We start from the raw sequence: 15,734 nt of genomic DNA, 5'->3' as shown, positions 1-15,734 counted from the left end.
ATGAAAGGAAAAGAAAATGAATAATAAAATAGATAATATAAGTAAGTTTCCAAAAGATTTTTTATGGGGTGGAGCAACAGCAGCCAACCAGATTGAAGGTGCGTATTTAGAAGGAGGAAAAGGACTATCTACTTCTGATATGGCTGCATACAAAGACCCTTATGCAAAAGGAGATGTGGACAACTTTACATTCAATGTTTCAAGTATAGAGTTAGAAAAATACTTAAAAGAACCAGATTGCTGTTTATTTCCAAAGCGTTGGGGAATTGATTTCTACCATCACTATAAAGAAGATATTGCATTATTTGCAGAGATGGGATTTAAAGTGTATCGTATGTCAATTTCATGGGCACGTATTTTTCCAACAGGATTAGAAAATGAACCAAATGAAGAAGGATTATTGTTTTATGATAAAGTAATTGATGAATGTTTAAAGTATGGGATAGAACCTCTAGTTACAATGTCACATTATGAAATGCCGATTACCCTAACAGAAAAATACAATGGTTGGGTACATCGTGATTTAGTTGGTTTATTTGAAAAGTTTGCAGTAACTATTTTAAAACGTTATAAAGATAAGGTGAAATATTGGATTACCTTTAATGAAATGAATATGAGTCTAAATAGTTTATATACGGGTGCAGGAGTATTGGAGGATTTGGTTGACAATAAATTACAGGCAGCATATCAGTCAACGCATCACCAGTTTGTTGCAAGTGCACTGGCGGTAAAAGCGGCGAAAGAACTTATCAAAGATGTAAAAATTGGTTGTATGATCAATCAGATTGAAGCATATGCGAAAACAACAAAACCACAGGATCAACTGCAGGCGTTAAAATCTAATCAGTTAAATATGTTTTTCCCAGATATTCAGGTAAGAGGAGAATATCCTAGTTATATGGATAGATATTTTAGAGATAATAATATTTCTATTGAAATGCATGAAGAAGATAAAGATATATTAAAAAATGGTTGTGTTGATTTTGTGGCTATCAGTTATTATATGAGTCATGTAAGTGAGGATCGTGAAGATGCAGCTGAATTAGCTACCGCATTTGATAGTCCAATTAAAAATGAATACTTAGAAATGTCACAATGGAATTGGCCAATTGATCCAATCGGATTACGTATATCCCTTATTAAGTTATACGATCGTTATCAAGTGCCTTTGTTTGTTGCTGAAAATGGATTAGGTGCAAAAGATGTACTTGAAGCAGATAATACGATTCATGATCAATATCGAATTGATTATATTAAAAAGCATATACAAGAGATGGCGGAAGCAATTGAAGATGGTGTAGAATTAATTGGATACACAACATGGGGATGTATTGATTTAATTAGTTGTGGAACATCACAAATGAGTAAACGATATGGTTTCATCTATGTTGATCAAGATGATGAAGGAAATGGAACTTTAAATCGTTATCGTAAGGATAGTTTCTACTGGTATAAAAAAGTTATTGATAGTAATGGTGTGAACTTATAAAGGAGAAAAAAATGAAATACGAAAATTTATGTAGGGAAGTATTAAATATAATAAAGAAAGATAATATTCAGGATGTATTCTATTGTGTAACAAGACTTAGAATCGTAGTTGCAAATAAAGAGGAAGTTGATAAAGAAGCTCTTACAAAAATAGATGGTGTTCTACAAGTGAAAGAAGTGGGAAATCAGTTTCAATTGGTTATTGGGTCTCATGTGAAAGAAGTGTATAACGAGTTTTGTGAAATTGGTGGTTTTAGTATGGAAGATGAAGTGGAAACTGAAAATCAAAGCACATCAGCAAGTTCATCAGGTGGATCACTAGGGGCAAGGTTCTTAGGGACATTATCAGGTATTTTCCTGCCACTTTTACCAGTACTTATCGCAGGTGGGATGTTAAAGAGTTTTGTTATTATTTTAACAACATTTAACCTAATTGAAGATACAAATGGAGTTGTAACAATTCTAAATGTAATTGGAGATGCTCCATTCTATTTCTTACCATTTATGGTCGGATATACAACAGCAAAGCGTTTTAAAATAAATGAAATGTATGGATTGATGATTGCAGGAGTATTGTTATATCCAACGATTATGAATCAACTTGCAGGGGAAACAATTGAGTTTTTATTCTTCAATATTCCAGCGAATAATTATGCAAGTTCAGTAATGCCAGTGATTCTTAGTGTAATCATATTTTCATACGCTTTTAAACTTATTGATCGAATCATTCCAAGGTCAGTTAGAATCGTATTCTCTGGTTTCTTAACCTTCTTAATTGTAATGCCAGTTTTATTATTTGTAGTAGCACCTCTTGGTTTCTACTTAGGAGAAAGTTTCAGTAATGTAGTTGTCTGGTTATTTGATACTGCAGGTCCATTAGCAGGTGCGTTAACTGCTGGATTAATGTCATTCATTGTAATGACTGGAATGCATCAGGCATTACAGCCATTGATGATTCAAAATTATGCATCATTAGGAAGTGATTTTCTAATGCCAGGATTCTTTATTAATAATATTGCAGTTGCGGGAGCTACCCTGGGTGCATCATTTAAAATTAAAAATCCTAAGAATAAAGCTGCGGCAATTTCTGGTGGAGGTTTGGGACTGCTTGGAATTACAGAACCAGCATTATATTCAGTTGATATTGAGTATCGAACTCCATTAATTGGTATTGTTGCTGGTGGTGCAGTAGGTGGTTTTATTTATATGTTATTTGGTGTAAAAAGTTATGCATATGCAATGCCAGGAATATTTAGTTTACCAACATATATAGATGATGGGAATAATTTAATTTTAATGATAATTAGTTTAATTGCGGCATTTGTTGTTGCATTTGGAGTTTCATTTGTACTTACGAAAGATAAAGGTGTGGTAAATGAGTAAGTTTCCAAAAGAATTTTTATGGGGAGGAGCAATTGCTGCCAATCAATATGAAGGTGCTCATAAAGCAGGTGGAAAAGGATTAGGACCAATTGATTATCTACCAAATAAAGAGAATGGAAGAATTTATGCAATGTACCATCCAGATGAGGCAGTAAAAAAAGATTATGGTTATTATCCAAGTCATGAAGCAGTAGATGGTTATCATTATTATAAAGAAGATATTAAAATGTTTGGTGAAATGGGATTTAAGTGCCTGCGTTTATCGATTAGTTGGCCAAGGATTTATCCAACAGGAGAAGAGGATAAACCAAATGAGGAAGGATTAAAGTTCTATGATGATCTTTTTGATGAATGTCACAAGTATGGAATTGAACCAGTAGTTACTCTGAATCATTTTGATACACCAATGGCTTTATATGAAAAATACAATGGATGGGAAAGTCGCAAACTGATAAAGTTATTTGAAAATTATGCAAAAGCAGTATTTGAAAGATACAAAGAAAAAGTGAAATACTGGCTTACCTTTAATGAAATTAATATTTTGCTTGTATTGCCTTACATGGGAGGAAGTATGAGTATTAATGATGCTGAGAATCCTCTGCAACTTCAATACCAGGCTGCCCATCATCAACTGGTGGCTAGTGCATTGGCTACTAAAATAGCTCATGAAGTTAATCCAAATAATATGGTTGGTTGTATGCTAGCAGCAGGTGAAACATATCCTAATACATGCAACCCTCAGGATATCTGGGCTGCCAAGGAATTAGATCGAGAAGGATTCTTCTTTATTGATATTCAAGTAAGAGGAAAGTATCCCTCTTATAGTAAACGTATATTTAAGGAACATAACATAAATCTAGATATAAGAGATGAAGATTATGAAGCACTGAAACACACCGTTGATTACGTTGGGTTCAGTTACTATTCAACGAAAGTTGCAACTGGAGATAAAGAGTTAGAAAAGAAACTTGAATCAGAAAAAACAGATGGAAATATTTATGCAAGTTTGCAGAATCCTTATCTTGAAAGAACTCAGTGGGGATGGATTGTTGATCCATTTGGTTTGCGAATTACAATGAATACAATTTATGATCGTTATCAACTTCCATTATTTGTCGTTGAAAATGGTTTAGGTGCAAAAGATACAATCGTGGATAATCAAATTCATGATGATTATCGTGTAGAATATCTGTCTAGTCATATCGAAGCAGTTGCAGATACAATTGAAGATGGTGTGGAAGTAATGGGATACACACCATGGGGATGTATTGATTTGATTAGTGCAGGTACTGGTCAGATGTCTAAACGTTATGGTTTTATCTATGTGGATTTAGATGATGAAGGAAGTGGTACTCGAAAACGTTTGAAAAAAGATTCCTTCAACTGGTACAAGAAAGTAATTGCATCAAATGGAGAAGATTTAGACTAGACAAAATGCATTTGACAAAGGGAAATGATAGGAGTAGTATAAAGAGCATATAAACAAAGACGATGATGAAAAGAGTAACATTTTGAAATCTCTTATAGAGAGTCTACATATGGTGAAAGTAGATAGAGAGAGTAGATTTGTGAAAATGGTTTCTGAAGTTGCATGCTGAGCAGTAATGTTAGGTATTGACGTGTTCGCCCGTTAAAGCGATAGAGTATGGTAGTACTTGAAGAGGTTATTATTGTGAGATAATAACGAAGTTAGGTGGTAACACGAAGTCTTTCGTCCTATGGATGAGGGACTTTTTTGTTTGTATGGATAATTAGCATTGTAAAGGAGGAAGTAGCAATGGTAAATAGAAACAAGTTGTTGATGGATGTATACAGATGGGTGAATTATAAGAAGATATGTTATTCAATTAGTAATCAGCGAATGTGTTGTTAATTGAGAACAAATATTAGTGATATAGATGAAAGAAAGAGGTATAAAATGAAGGTAACAATAAATGATGATGTAAAGAAGATAGGTGTTAAATTGATTGGTGTGGAAATTACAGATATTGAAAATTCAAAGTATTCGGATACTTATCGCAAGGAACATACGGATAGAATAGAACGTGTATTACATGATATTGAAAAAGGCGTACATAATGATATCTTAGATGGATACTGGCAGTTACATCAGAAGATTAGTATTCCAAAAAGAAATAATATTCCTGCGAGTGAAAATTTAATCAAATTGCTTCATAAGAATGGCGATTTATTTTCTATTAACCTAGCAGTAGATATTTATAATCTGATATCTACTGAAACGGCAATCGCTTTAGGGGCTCATGATATAGATAAGATTACTGGTAATATACGATTGGATTTCATAAGAGGGAATGAGAAGTTTGTGCCAATTGGACAGGTGGAACCTAAAAGTTTAAGAAGCGAAGAATATGCATATGTTGACGATGCAGATGATGTTATATGTAAATTGGAAGTAAGGCAGGCAGAGAAGACCAAAGTAACAGATCAAACGAAAAATATATTTTATATTGTTCAGGGGAATGAAGTGACAAGCCATGAAGAATTACTGGATACTGCTAATAAAATTATTGATGAAACAACAAAGTACTGTGGAGGGCATGGTAAAATCATATTCGATTCAGAAGCATAGACTTGATTCCACTAATAAATAGAAGTAAAATAAACATATTATTAGTAAACGTTCTTTTTCTTTCCAATAAATTATAGTAGAAATTAAAAGAACGTTTTATTTAAAAGATAGGAGATCTAAAATGTTTAGAGAGATGAGAAGAAGTAAACAGGTATTAGCAGAGGAACTGTGTATTGATATTTTAAACAAAGCTACAGCAGGTGTGTTAGCAGTTAGTGGGGATGATGATTATCCATATGCTGTACCATTAAGTTATGTATATAGGGATAATAGGATTTATTTCCATGGTGCGAAAACAGGACATAAGCTAGATGGAATTATGCGTAATGAGAAAGTGTCATTCTGTGTTATAGAAAAGGATGATGTAGTTCCAGAAGAATACACAACCTATTTTAGAAGTGTTATTGTATTTGGAAAAGCACGTGTTTTAGAGAGTGAAGAAGATAAAAGAATTGCACTCGAAGTATTGGCAGATAAATATTCGCCAAATCATAAAGAAGGAACGATTAAGGAAATTGAGAAATCATTAGCTCATACAGCAATTGTAGAAATATCAATTGAACATATGAGTGGAAAAGAATCAATTGAATTAACGAAAATGAGATAATAAAAGTTCTTCAATGAAGAACTTTTATTTCATTATTTCCATAGCACGAGCCAACACTTTTTCGCCATTCATCATTCCATAATCCATAGAATTGATAACTTCCACAGGTACTGAATTCAACTCTTCAATGATTTGTTTACTGCGGTAACCAACTTGTGGACCTAGTAGAACACAATCAGAGGTTGGTCCTAAATCAATATACTTATTTACTGCATGAGCACTGATTTCAACTTCCAAACCTTGTTCTTCTGCAGCTTTTTTCATCCTTTGTACAAGCATACCAGTAGATGCACCACCAGCACAAAACAATCTTATAATTTTCATAACTACCTCACCATTCCTTTTGGAATTTTACTTATGTATGCAATATACCATTTGTCTTCACTGCGTGTCAATCAAAGCATGATATAATGATTTTAGATATAAAAAATATATAGGAGGACTGTATATGCATCGATTAGGAGTGTCAGTATATCCAGATATAAAACCATTGAATGAGATTAAAGAATATCTTAAACTAGCAGCAGAAAATGGATGTACAAGAGTATTTTCGAGTATGTTTTCAGTTGACGGCAGTAAAGAAGAGGTATTGGATTACTTTAAGGAATTAATTGATAGTGCTCATGAAGTTGGAATTCAGGTTTCATTAGATGTGAATCCAGAATGCCTAGAAAGAGTTGGCGCATCACCAGATAATCTATCTGTATTCAACGACCTACATGTTGATATTATTCGAATGGATTTAAGTTTTGGCGATGACGGTGATTTACAGTTAATCAATAATCCATATGGAATTCTGATTGAGTTCAATGCATCTATTATAGATAGTGCTCATATTAAGAGATTAATTGATAAAGGAGTAGAACCTTCTAAGATTCTAGTCTGTCATAATTTTTATCCTCAGCGTTATACTGGGATGAAGTGGGATAAGTTTCGTAGAATCAACAAAGAGTTAAGAGAATTGGGAGTAAGAGTAGGTGCTTTTATAAGTTCAAATGAAAAAGATACTCATGGTGTATGGGATGCAACTGATGGATTATGTACAGTTGAAAAACTTCGTGGGTTACCAATTGATTTGCAATTAAGATTATTATTGGCAACAGATCATGTGGATGATGTGCTTATTGGAAATGCATATGCAAGTGAGAAAGAATTTCAACTGTTGGCTCAAACCCTAAAACCAGTAGCGATTGATCAGGATAACCCGATTATTAAGATGATTTTATCCTCAGGTTTTATAGGGAATAAGAATTCTAGTCAAAAGAAAGTGAGAGTTCATTTGGATAGTCAGATTAGTGATATTGAAAAGGAAATCTTATTCGATTTTTATCCCCACTGTGACATGGGTGATAGTTCTGAGTGGATTTGGCGTTCTCGTTTACCAAGATTCATTTATAACACGAAAACAATAGAACCTAGAAATAGTAATAAAGACTATTTTGAACGTGGAAGTATTGTAGTGGTGAATGACAATTATAAGCATTATAGTGGAGAAATTCAGATTGTATTAGAGCAAATCGAAAATGATGGTCAAAGGAATTTCCTGGGTTATATTGATGAAAAAGAATTAATGATGTTAGAGCTTATTAATGATGGTGATATTGTTGTATTTATAAAATAAACAAAATGACATAGTGGATAAAATATCGACTATGTCATTTTGTTTTAAAATAGGTGTAATAAATCACTAGCAACAGTTGGTGAACCAAGAATCATTTGTTGAATATCTTCTTTTGTAATTTTTTTGTCAATTAAGATTGTAAGATAATTGATTAATGTGTCTGCCTGATTGCTTAGTGTATAGGCACCAACAAGTTTTTTATTTTCAAAGATTACTGTTGCTTTCGCAATGGGTTCATTCATTCTTCGATAAGTAAACCAGTTCGTCATATCAATTTCATTGATTGAATATTTATCTGGTTGTTCTTTTGCTTCACTTATATCAATCCCAACTTTCGCAAGTTTAGGACTGCTGTATACAATTGTTGTAATTGCTGGATAATCAATTTCTTTTACTGTATTATCTAAGATTTTACTCGCCACGTAACTTCCTTCAAATGAGGCAACTGGAGTCAACTTTGGTTGCTTTTTAATAACTACATCTCCACATGCATAAATAGAAGGGTTAGAAGTCTGCATAAAATCATTGACTTGAACTCCTCGTTTATCATATGTAACATCTGCTTTTTCTAAATTTAAATCTTCTATATTAGGAACTCTTCCAGCTGCGCAGACAACATAATCAGTTTGTAAGGAATAATCATTTCCACTAAGTGCATACTTATCATCTTCTTTACTAACTTTTTTAATATCTACATCAAATGCAAAATGGATTCCTTTGTCCTTCATCGAAGAAACTAAATCAGAAACATAATTCTCATCAAATCCTTTTAAAGGACGATGATTATGATGAATGATTGTTACATCACTTCCTGCAAGATTAGCAATACTTGCCAGTTCAAATGTAATGTATCCCGCTCCTAAGAATACCATGCTTTTTGGTAGTTCATCCAGCTCTAAAAAATCAGTGCTGGTATTCATATATTCTTTACCTTCAATATTTAAAAGGCTTGGACGTTGTCCTGTAGCAATAATAAAATTACTTGCCTCAATTATCTCATCATTAACCTGAATTTGATTCTTACTTAGAAATGTTGCAGTACCTTTTATTGTATCAATTCCTAAATCTTCAGCATTCGTTTTAAAATTATCTGGAAATGGATTTGTGAATGAACGCTTAAATTCCATCAACTGGCCCCAGTTGATAGAGGCTACATCAGTAATTCCTTTTCCCTTTAATTGGATATTCTGTTCGATTGTTTCTGCGCCTGAGAGCAGTATTTTCTTTGGGTCACACCCATGGTTTGGACAAGTTCCACCCCACACATCTTCTTCGATCATTACTACTGTTTTCTTTGCTTCAATTAATGCTGAAGCACTGGCAAATCCACCAACACCTGAGCCGATAATTGCAATATCATATTTTCTCATATATATCTCCTAACTTTCCTTTGATAGTTAAATTGTACTATTGGGTTAATTTTTATACAAAGGAAACGAACAGTATATTTTCTATACCTCCTATGATACAATTTTATTAATAATAGGAGGAGAACTTATGGCAGTTAGTGAATGGTATAAGGCAAAAGAAGGAAGAGCAGAGCATTTGGTTTATTTAAATGATAAAGCCAAAGAATTAGAAAAATTAATAAATAAAGAAAAGACGATGATTATTCGTGGTGCTGCAGGGAAGAAAGTTCCTTTAGGGGGACGTGCGAAAGTGGACGATATTGTGTATTTTGTGGAAACTGGTGGCGATATGTTGATTACTCATCGTGGTATTATCTCTAAAGTGATTGAAACTGAAAAAATGACAAAAGAAGAATCAGTTGCATTTGTGGATAAATATGAAAAAGAATTAAATCTATCGAAAGACCAATACAAACGATGGGCTGGTAAGAAATTCTTGGCAGTATTTGAAATAGATAAATTGGAAGCAGTAGAACCGTTTAAATATAATCGTGAAAGCAATATGGATGATTGGATTATTACTGAAAGTATTGAAGATATAAAAATATAAAAGAAATGGCAGAATTTATTTTCTGCCATTTCTTTTAATTTTCTTCATAAACTTTACGTAATAGATTGATATCAATTTTTTTCATTTTGTATAATTCTTTAGTTACAGCTAATGCTTTTTTAGGTTCTTTGATATCAATTAGATCATCCATATCTCTGGCAACAGTTTGCCAAGGAACACCAAATTTATCCATCATCCAACCACATGGATATTCTACTCCATCTTTGGTTACAGTATCCCATAGATTATCAATTTCATTTTGATCTTCACAATACACATAAAATGAATTAGCCATTGAGAATGTAAAGTCATGGTTCATCGCACTGTCCATTGCTAGAAAGTGTTGTCCAAATAACTCAAACTCACCAATCGTGAGGGAACCATCTTTGTCTGTTGATTGTGACAATATAGTTCCATTATGGAAATATTCTATCCATGTTTCCATCGCATCTTTAGCTTTTCCATAAAGATTATTCGCGAACATAAAACATGGTGTAATTGTTTCTTTACCATCCCCTACTTTTAATTGCCAAGATACTCCGTATTTATCGTTTAGCCAGCCAAATAAACCAACTCCTGGCAGATTATCAAGATCCATTAGTATTTCGCCATCTTTACTTAACTCCTCCCATATCCTCTTTAAATGTCCAGCATCTGTGCAGTTAATAACATAAGAGATTGCAGGTGTCATGACGAAGTCAGGACCTCCGTTCAATAAAACAAATTCTTGGTTATCAAGGGTTAATGAAATAGTAAGGATATCACCAGTTGTTCCATGTGCATCTTCCACAAAATATAATGTACGATTTCTTTTAGTTTCTTGAAAAAGATTTAGATAATAGTCTGCTGCTTCTTCTACTTTTCCATTGAACCATAAACAATTTGCAAATTTATTATTCATATATTTTTTTCCTTTCCTAGTAAATGTTTTTACTAACTTCATTATAGAATCCGCAATCATAAATAGCCACTCAAATGAAACAAAAAGATACCGCCTGTTGACGATATCATATGTGTTCTTAAAATAAATTTTTATAAGTTACAACTTCTGGTGCTTTTACACATAACTCAGCAAGCATTGGAACATATTTAGCAAAGTGTTCACTGGCTGAATGAGCATCCAGTTTTTCTTGTGTTTCCCAGTGTTCAATCATTACTAGATGATTTTCATCTTTATTATCTTGAAGTAAATCATATTGAATGCATCCATCTTCGTTTCTTGTTTCACTTACCAGGACTTCAGCAATTTTCTTTGCGACGTCAATCATATCTTCTTGTAACTGGAATGTTGCGATAACTCTTATCATAAAGGTATCCCCCTTTTCTGTACCTATTATAGCATAAATAAGAAAGGTGTTTGTAAGTATTACGTTAAAGTGGCAAGTACCTTTTCATAATCCTTTACGTAATATCGAATATTTGTTCTACCCTTTTTAATAATCGTATGACCTTCATCTTCTAATAATTGTTTTTGTTCTTCAATACCGCCAGGATACTTTTTGTTTAACTCACCATGGGCTTTCAAAGTTCTCCAGAAAGGTGTTTTATTATCTTCTCTTTGATGGCTTGCCCAGGCAGCTATGGAAACAAATACTCCAGAAGTAATTGGATCAGTGAAATCGGCATTATTATGTTTTGCGAAATATTCACGTATCTCACCAGTAGTAATTACTTTTCCAAAAGGAATAGTTTTCATGATGTTATCATAATCCATTGGTGGCGCAAAATACATTCTCTCTCCACCATATTTTTTGATTGCTTTCTCATCATCAATAATTTGAATCTTTGGCATCCCATTGCTTCTTTGAAGCATTTCATTAAAGTCTTTTTTATCTTCATTAGCCATAAGTAGTACCTCCTACTTCAATCATAGAGGGTTTTAAACTATAATTCAATGAGACAGTTTTAATTATTTTACTAATTATTAAAGTAAATTATAGTATGATATGATAGATATGTTAAAAGAGGTAAGGCGATGGAATATAAGGAAGTTAAAGATACAATACTAAACATTGAAGGAGGATTTAAAGTAATTAAGGAAGTATCGATTGAATTATATAAATCGATGGATGCAGTTGAGAGTAAAAAACTTGCATATGAACTATATTCTTCAAATGCCTATCAGGAACGTTCACTGGCAGTATTTCTTCTTGGTTATCTTTCAATTGATAATCTATCATGTTTGCTGTTTTTGAAGGATGAAGTAAGTAAAGATGATAATTGGAGAGTGCAAGAAATTTTAGCTATGGCATTTGATTACTTTTGTAGTAAAACAGGTTATGAAAAAGCCATTCCTTATATTGAAGAATGGTTACAATCACCTGTAGCTAATGTGCGAAGAGCAGTTAGTGAAGGTTTGCGAATATGGACCTCTCGACCACACTTCAAAGAACATCCACAAAAAGCAGTAAATTACTTATCACCATTAAAAGATGATGAAAGTGAATATGTGCGTAAGTCAGCAGGGAATGCACTAAGAGATATTAGTAAGAAGCATCCTCAATTAATCATTGATGAAATCAGTTTGTGGGATTTAAATAATAAAAGAATTCTTCAAGTATATAAATTAGTCACTAAGAATGGGTTGCTAATGAAAAAGCAATAATCACACACGATTATTGCTTTTATATTATCTGGCGTTTGCTCTTATTGTTTTGTATAGTGCATGAGCACTTGTTGCTACAGTTACTACTACTATAATAATTATGATTGTAATAATTACAGGATTACTTCCACCAGTACCAAAGAATTGCATGATATCATGACTTCCCCAATCATTTGTTTCTACAAAGTTTAAGAATTCTCTGCTGAAGATATTTGGTCTTGTTAATAGGTAAATGAATCCACCAGCACTAACGATATTACTAATGATAACTCCAGTACACACCATTGGGTGCCATCTGCGATATACTAATTTACTAATATATTCAAGCATTGAGAATGCAAGAATAATGATGAATATTGGTACACAAGTTTGTAGGAAACTTGTATTGAACACTTCTTGAACAAATCTTCCATTGTGTGCAAAAGAGAAGGCAACTGGAATGATTCCACTACAGATTAATATTCCAATAACAGTAAATACTACTGATAATGCCATTTCTATAATTGTTTCAGATAATGAAATTTTATCTTTGTCATTTTTAGGGATTTCAGGAATATCTTCGATTTTCCATTCTTTCGCAATTTTTTGCTGATATCCAGAACGTTCTGCGATTACAAACCCTAGTGTTGTCCAAAATAAAGCTTGGAATGCTCCTGATATTCCCATGCTAATTCCTTGAGAAATTGATTCTTTTAAAATGTCTTTGATATCAACAGTACCACTTGCGGCGCTTATAACATCTAAACTACCAAGGATAAATCCTAATGCTGCTAGAATTCCACCAACAAGTGGCAATAGCCATTTTAAAATTTGAATATATTGATCATACATTGCTGGTGAAATTAAATATCTTGGATTTTGGCGATATTGTTCAGCTAGCTTCGAAGGATGTCCTAACTCTTGTAGCACTGCTTTGACTTCTGCTTCATCAGGATTGTCACTAAGCATATCATAAATATTTGCTTTTAATTCTTCTTCTACTTCTAAGCGGTCTTTCTCAGGTAATCTACGTGTTACATCGTAAACGTATTTATTAATAATTTTATCCATGGTTCATATCCTCCTTACAAATTGATTCAATGCTGTCTTGCATCTTTCCCCATTCTACTAATAATTCTTTGAGCAGTGATTCACCCTGCTTACTGATTGTGTAATACTTTCTTGGTCTGCTTTCATTTGTATCCCATTCACTATTTAGTAAACCTTGTTTATCTAAACGACGAAGCAGAGGGTATAGTGTATTGGCTTCAATTTCTATATCGTGATCCTTCATTGTCTGTAATAGTGAGTAACCATAATGTGGTTGTTTCAAACTTCCTAGTACTGCTAAGATCAAACTACCTCGTCTTAGCTCAACTAGAAAACTATTTAATTGTTCTTTTTCTGGCATGTTTATCACCTCACCCATATTATACTGTGCTACACACACTATTGTCAATAGTAAAATATATGTTTTTTAACAATGTATTAAAAAACAAGATAGTAGATGCAACAGTAGTGCCTTCAGGATTAGGTGTAATTCTGTCAATTGATGGAGGATATACTTGTGTATGGTTAGGGCAAAAAAAATCGACTCACATTTTGTGGAATCGATTCCTTTACTTTGGAAAACTATCGTTTAATCCTTTTTCATTTAGTTTAATTATTTCTTTTAAAGTATTAATATTGATATCATCTAATTTATTGATGTAAATGCAAGATTTGGCTACTTTATATTTTCCAAGATTATCAAATAGTGGTTTTCTTTTATCTTCATCAATCCATAGATATAAAGTAATTCTTGCTTTTTGAATGGCGAATGCAGAATATGGCATATCACCTTCATGTCCAGTTTTATATCGATAATGAAGATTACCAAATCCAACAACTTTATTTGCCCAGATAGCAGGAGTATATTGTGATACTTCTTTGAAGATATCAAATAACTTTCTTGCATCTTCTTTTTTCTTGGGATTTTCAATTGATTCTAAATAGGCATTAACATCATAGGATGTTATTTTCATTTTTGCTTCAGCCATTTTATCGAATCTCAATTGCTTTTGTAGCAAGTGCTAACAACTCATTTTTAGGAATCATTTTTGCATCTGTAATATTTATATAACGAAGATTCTTTCCGCTTCCTTGTAAGATATGATGTTCATCATATTCATCTAAACGATATCCATCATGAAATCCAAAAGTTACATGATTTTTTGCTGTATTGATATAAGCAAATAGTTTCTTTTGATAGGTATAATTAGGTGCGTTCCATTTCCATTCACCTTCCACCTCATAAGGTAATTCCTGTAGAAGAATGATTAGTGTATCCATAATTTCTTGTTGTGACTTATCTAATGATACGTATAATTTGTTGATTTTTTCATCTGTCTTTTTTAACATAAACAATCTCCTTTCCTTTCTCCTATTATAAGAGTTTTGATAGAGATTTGATACTAAGGTAACCAGAAAAAAACTTATCCAAAGATAAGTTTCTACATATCAATGCATGATATATTCCAGTTGATACCAAACTGATCAGCTAACAGACTGTAAGCTGGATTTTCCTGTGTTAGTGGAACAAATACCATACCACCATTTTCTGTTAATTCGTTAAATACTCTTGTAGCCTCTGCAAAGTCAGAAAAGCCAACACACAAGGTTAGATTGTTTCCGTTGATAAACTCAAAGTTATCTGGCATATCACAGAATGTAACAATCGTTCCACCAATATTTAACTGAACATTTGCAATACGATTCTTTCCTTCTTCAGACATCTGAACATTAGGATCAAAAGAAGTATCCAATTCTCCATAAGTCAGGAAGGTTGGTGTTTCCTGTTTAAATACTTTTGCATAAAAGGTAATAGCGTCTTTACAGTTTCCATTGAAATTAAGTGAAATACTAAACATAATAAAATCCTCCATATTACGTTCATTATATCAATGATATATTGAAAATGATATGAAGGATTAATAGTTTACGAATTTAATATTGAATTTAGTAAATCAAATCGTTTTAAACAACTGATATATTCTGCAACATAATAGAAATTTTGAATATCGTATTCATCTACACCTTGATATGCACATACTTCATCCCATAAAAGACTGCTTCCTTCGATATGGAAATGACCAGAAACAGTATCTACTCCAATGAATATTTTAGTGTCCTTATACATTGGGTCTTGTTGTTTGTAGATATGTTTACCATGTCCAATGTTATCTAAGTAGAAAACACGTGGAGAAGGTTGTTGACCATCTGGTAGTTTTTCTTTATATACTTCATTGCACATAATATTGCTTGTAACAACTTCTTTTAATGCTTCATCATCTACTTCAGTTAATGGATATCTAGAGAAAAGATAGTCAATTACGTCCTGTCCACTTTTACGATTAGGCTTTAAACGATCTTTGTATTGACTCCATACTTTCTTCCATTGTGATATTTGTTCATTTGTTGGTGCACTTTGTTGCATAAATTACCTCTTATTTGGTTTGTATAT

The 15,734-nt window shown here is 32.7% G+C and carries 19 protein-coding genes and 1 other annotated feature; of the genes, 8 read left to right on the top strand and 11 right to left on the bottom strand.

Translation table 11 applies throughout. From position 1 onward, the window contains the following. Positions 1-16: 16 nt before the first annotated feature. From J2S15_RS17235 to J2S15_RS17215, 5 genes are all read left to right on the top strand, one after another. Complete coding sequence (locus tag J2S15_RS17235) at positions 17-1,489, top strand: glycoside hydrolase family 1 protein (RefSeq protein WP_307410638.1); 1,473 nt, start codon at positions 17-19, stop codon at positions 1,487-1,489. An 11-nt stretch (positions 1,490-1,500) separates the two neighbouring features. Continuing rightward, on the top strand, positions 1,501-2,871 hold the full coding sequence (locus J2S15_RS17230) for a PTS transporter subunit EIIC (RefSeq protein ID WP_307410637.1): 1,371 nt from the start codon (positions 1,501-1,503) through the stop codon (positions 2,869-2,871). Continuing rightward, on the top strand, positions 2,864-4,300 hold the full coding sequence (gene ascB, locus J2S15_RS17225) for a 6-phospho-beta-glucosidase (protein ID WP_307410635.1): 1,437 nt from the start codon (positions 2,864-2,866) through the stop codon (positions 4,298-4,300). Before J2S15_RS17230 ends, ascB begins: the two co-directional genes overlap by 8 nt. A gap of 53 nt (positions 4,301-4,353) precedes the next feature. Then, positions 4,354-4,593: a binding site (T-box leader), on the top strand. A 196-nt stretch (positions 4,594-4,789) separates the two neighbouring features. Next, positions 4,790-5,461: a B3/B4 domain-containing protein gene (locus J2S15_RS17220; RefSeq protein WP_307410632.1), complete on the top strand. Its 672-nt coding sequence runs from the start codon at positions 4,790-4,792 to the stop codon at positions 5,459-5,461. A 121-nt stretch (positions 5,462-5,582) separates the two neighbouring features. After that, a complete protein-coding gene (locus tag J2S15_RS17215; protein ID WP_307410630.1) occupies positions 5,583-6,068 on the top strand; it encodes a pyridoxamine 5'-phosphate oxidase family protein in 486 nt (161 codons plus the stop codon). Positions 6,069-6,092: 24 nt separating this feature from the next. Here J2S15_RS17215 and J2S15_RS17210 read toward each other — a convergent pair whose 3' ends face one another. After that, positions 6,093-6,392: a PTS sugar transporter subunit IIB gene (locus J2S15_RS17210; RefSeq protein ID WP_307410627.1), complete on the bottom strand. Its 300-nt coding sequence runs from the start codon at positions 6,390-6,392 to the stop codon at positions 6,093-6,095. A 124-nt stretch (positions 6,393-6,516) separates the two neighbouring features. On the opposite strand from J2S15_RS17210, the gene J2S15_RS17205 reads away from it, so the two are divergent. Further along, positions 6,517-7,689 (top strand): MupG family TIM beta-alpha barrel fold protein, encoded by a 1,173-nt coding sequence (locus tag J2S15_RS17205; RefSeq protein ID WP_307410624.1) that lies wholly within the window; start codon positions 6,517-6,519, stop codon positions 7,687-7,689. 44 nt (positions 7,690-7,733) lie between these two features. On the opposite strand, the gene J2S15_RS17200 is transcribed toward J2S15_RS17205, so the two are convergent. Further along, positions 7,734-9,059: a dihydrolipoyl dehydrogenase family protein gene (locus tag J2S15_RS17200; RefSeq protein ID WP_307410621.1), complete on the bottom strand. Its 1,326-nt coding sequence runs from the start codon at positions 9,057-9,059 to the stop codon at positions 7,734-7,736. A gap of 127 nt (positions 9,060-9,186) precedes the next feature. Between J2S15_RS17200 and J2S15_RS17195 the strand changes: the two genes are divergently transcribed. Further along, on the top strand, positions 9,187-9,648 hold the full coding sequence (locus J2S15_RS17195) for a hypothetical protein (RefSeq protein WP_307410618.1): 462 nt from the start codon (positions 9,187-9,189) through the stop codon (positions 9,646-9,648). A gap of 34 nt (positions 9,649-9,682) precedes the next feature. Here J2S15_RS17195 and J2S15_RS17190 read toward each other — a convergent pair whose 3' ends face one another. From J2S15_RS17190 to J2S15_RS17180, 3 genes are all read right to left on the bottom strand, one after another. Beyond that, positions 9,683-10,549 (bottom strand): VOC family protein, encoded by an 867-nt coding sequence (locus J2S15_RS17190; protein ID WP_307410615.1) that lies wholly within the window; start codon positions 10,547-10,549, stop codon positions 9,683-9,685. Positions 10,550-10,667: 118 nt separating this feature from the next. Further along, positions 10,668-10,955: a putative quinol monooxygenase gene (locus tag J2S15_RS17185; protein ID WP_307410612.1), complete on the bottom strand. Its 288-nt coding sequence runs from the start codon at positions 10,953-10,955 to the stop codon at positions 10,668-10,670. A gap of 59 nt (positions 10,956-11,014) precedes the next feature. Continuing rightward, the gene (locus tag J2S15_RS17180) at positions 11,015-11,494 is read right to left on the bottom strand and encodes an MGMT family protein (RefSeq protein WP_307410609.1); all 480 of its coding nucleotides are present in this window, start codon (positions 11,492-11,494) and stop codon (positions 11,015-11,017) included. Between the two features lie 129 nt (positions 11,495-11,623). On the opposite strand from J2S15_RS17180, the gene J2S15_RS17175 reads away from it, so the two are divergent. Further along, entirely contained in the window at positions 11,624-12,253 is a 630-nt protein-coding gene (locus J2S15_RS17175; RefSeq protein WP_307410607.1) for a HEAT repeat domain-containing protein, read from the top strand. A gap of 24 nt (positions 12,254-12,277) precedes the next feature. Here J2S15_RS17175 and J2S15_RS17170 read toward each other — a convergent pair whose 3' ends face one another. From J2S15_RS17170 to J2S15_RS17145, 6 genes are all read right to left on the bottom strand, one after another. Further along, positions 12,278-13,303 carry an HAAS signaling domain-containing protein gene (locus tag J2S15_RS17170; RefSeq protein ID WP_307410606.1) on the bottom strand — a complete coding sequence of 342 codons (1,026 nt, stop codon included), beginning with the start codon at positions 13,301-13,303 and terminating at the stop codon, positions 12,278-12,280. Next, positions 13,296-13,643, bottom strand: a complete 348-nt coding sequence (locus tag J2S15_RS17165; protein ID WP_307410604.1) for a PadR family transcriptional regulator — start codon at positions 13,641-13,643, stop codon at positions 13,296-13,298. Before J2S15_RS17165 ends, J2S15_RS17170 begins: the two co-directional genes overlap by 8 nt. 208 nt (positions 13,644-13,851) lie before the next feature. Further along, the gene (locus J2S15_RS17160; RefSeq protein WP_307410601.1) at positions 13,852-14,271 is read right to left on the bottom strand and encodes a DUF1801 domain-containing protein; all 420 of its coding nucleotides are present in this window, start codon (positions 14,269-14,271) and stop codon (positions 13,852-13,854) included. Position 14,272: 1 nt separating this feature from the next. Then, positions 14,273-14,632, bottom strand: a complete 360-nt coding sequence (locus tag J2S15_RS17155; RefSeq protein WP_307410599.1) for a DUF1801 domain-containing protein — start codon at positions 14,630-14,632, stop codon at positions 14,273-14,275. A 92-nt stretch (positions 14,633-14,724) separates the two neighbouring features. After that, positions 14,725-15,141, bottom strand: coding sequence for a VOC family protein (locus tag J2S15_RS17150; RefSeq protein WP_307410598.1), 417 nt, complete (start codon positions 15,139-15,141; stop codon positions 14,725-14,727). A 68-nt stretch (positions 15,142-15,209) separates the two neighbouring features. Further along, on the bottom strand, positions 15,210-15,707 hold the full coding sequence (locus J2S15_RS17145; protein WP_307410596.1) for a hypothetical protein: 498 nt from the start codon (positions 15,705-15,707) through the stop codon (positions 15,210-15,212). Between the last annotated feature and the right edge of the window lie 27 nt (positions 15,708-15,734).

Source organism: Breznakia pachnodae, assembly GCF_030814225.1.
Taxonomy (GTDB): Bacteria; Bacillota_I; Bacilli_A; order Erysipelotrichales; family Erysipelotrichaceae; genus Breznakia; species Breznakia pachnodae.
The sequence above is the reverse complement of the archived record's forward strand: the minus strand, read 5'-3'. Positions and strand labels throughout refer to the sequence as shown.

Bases quoted from the DNA above. Each gene is read 5' to 3' on its own strand.
- J2S15_RS17205 (WP_307410624.1), top strand. From the start codon at position 6,517: ATGCATCGATTAGGAGTGTCAGTATATCCAGATATAAAACCATTGAAT.
- J2S15_RS17180 (WP_307410609.1), bottom strand. From the start codon at position 11,494: ATGGCTAATGAAGATAAAAAAGACTTTAATGAAATGCTTCAAAGAAGC.
- J2S15_RS17160 (WP_307410601.1), bottom strand. From the start codon at position 14,271: ATGGCTGAAGCAAAAATGAAAATAACATCCTATGATGTTAATGCCTAT.
- J2S15_RS17145 (WP_307410596.1), bottom strand. From the start codon at position 15,707: ATGCAACAAAGTGCACCAACAAATGAACAAATATCACAATGGAAGAAA.
- ascB (WP_307410635.1), top strand. From the start codon at position 2,864: ATGAGTAAGTTTCCAAAAGAATTTTTATGGGGAGGAGCAATTGCTGCC.
- J2S15_RS17175 (WP_307410607.1), top strand. From the start codon at position 11,624: ATGGAATATAAGGAAGTTAAAGATACAATACTAAACATTGAAGGAGGA.
- J2S15_RS17195 (WP_307410618.1), top strand. From the start codon at position 9,187: ATGGCAGTTAGTGAATGGTATAAGGCAAAAGAAGGAAGAGCAGAGCAT.
- J2S15_RS17220 (WP_307410632.1), top strand. From the start codon at position 4,790: ATGAAGGTAACAATAAATGATGATGTAAAGAAGATAGGTGTTAAATTG.
- J2S15_RS17155 (WP_307410599.1), bottom strand. From the start codon at position 14,632: ATGTTAAAAAAGACAGATGAAAAAATCAACAAATTATACGTATCATTA.
- J2S15_RS17185 (WP_307410612.1), bottom strand. From the start codon at position 10,955: ATGATAAGAGTTATCGCAACATTCCAGTTACAAGAAGATATGATTGAC.
- J2S15_RS17230 (WP_307410637.1), top strand. From the start codon at position 1,501: ATGAAATACGAAAATTTATGTAGGGAAGTATTAAATATAATAAAGAAA.
- J2S15_RS17235 (WP_307410638.1), top strand. From the start codon at position 17: ATGAATAATAAAATAGATAATATAAGTAAGTTTCCAAAAGATTTTTTA.
- J2S15_RS17170 (WP_307410606.1), bottom strand. From the start codon at position 13,303: ATGGATAAAATTATTAATAAATACGTTTACGATGTAACACGTAGATTA.
- J2S15_RS17165 (WP_307410604.1), bottom strand. From the start codon at position 13,643: ATGCCAGAAAAAGAACAATTAAATAGTTTTCTAGTTGAGCTAAGACGA.
- J2S15_RS17215 (WP_307410630.1), top strand. From the start codon at position 5,583: ATGTTTAGAGAGATGAGAAGAAGTAAACAGGTATTAGCAGAGGAACTG.
- J2S15_RS17200 (WP_307410621.1), bottom strand. From the start codon at position 9,059: ATGAGAAAATATGATATTGCAATTATCGGCTCAGGTGTTGGTGGATTT.
- J2S15_RS17150 (WP_307410598.1), bottom strand. From the start codon at position 15,141: ATGTTTAGTATTTCACTTAATTTCAATGGAAACTGTAAAGACGCTATT.
- J2S15_RS17210 (WP_307410627.1), bottom strand. From the start codon at position 6,392: ATGAAAATTATAAGATTGTTTTGTGCTGGTGGTGCATCTACTGGTATG.
- J2S15_RS17190 (WP_307410615.1), bottom strand. From the start codon at position 10,549: ATGAATAATAAATTTGCAAATTGTTTATGGTTCAATGGAAAAGTAGAA.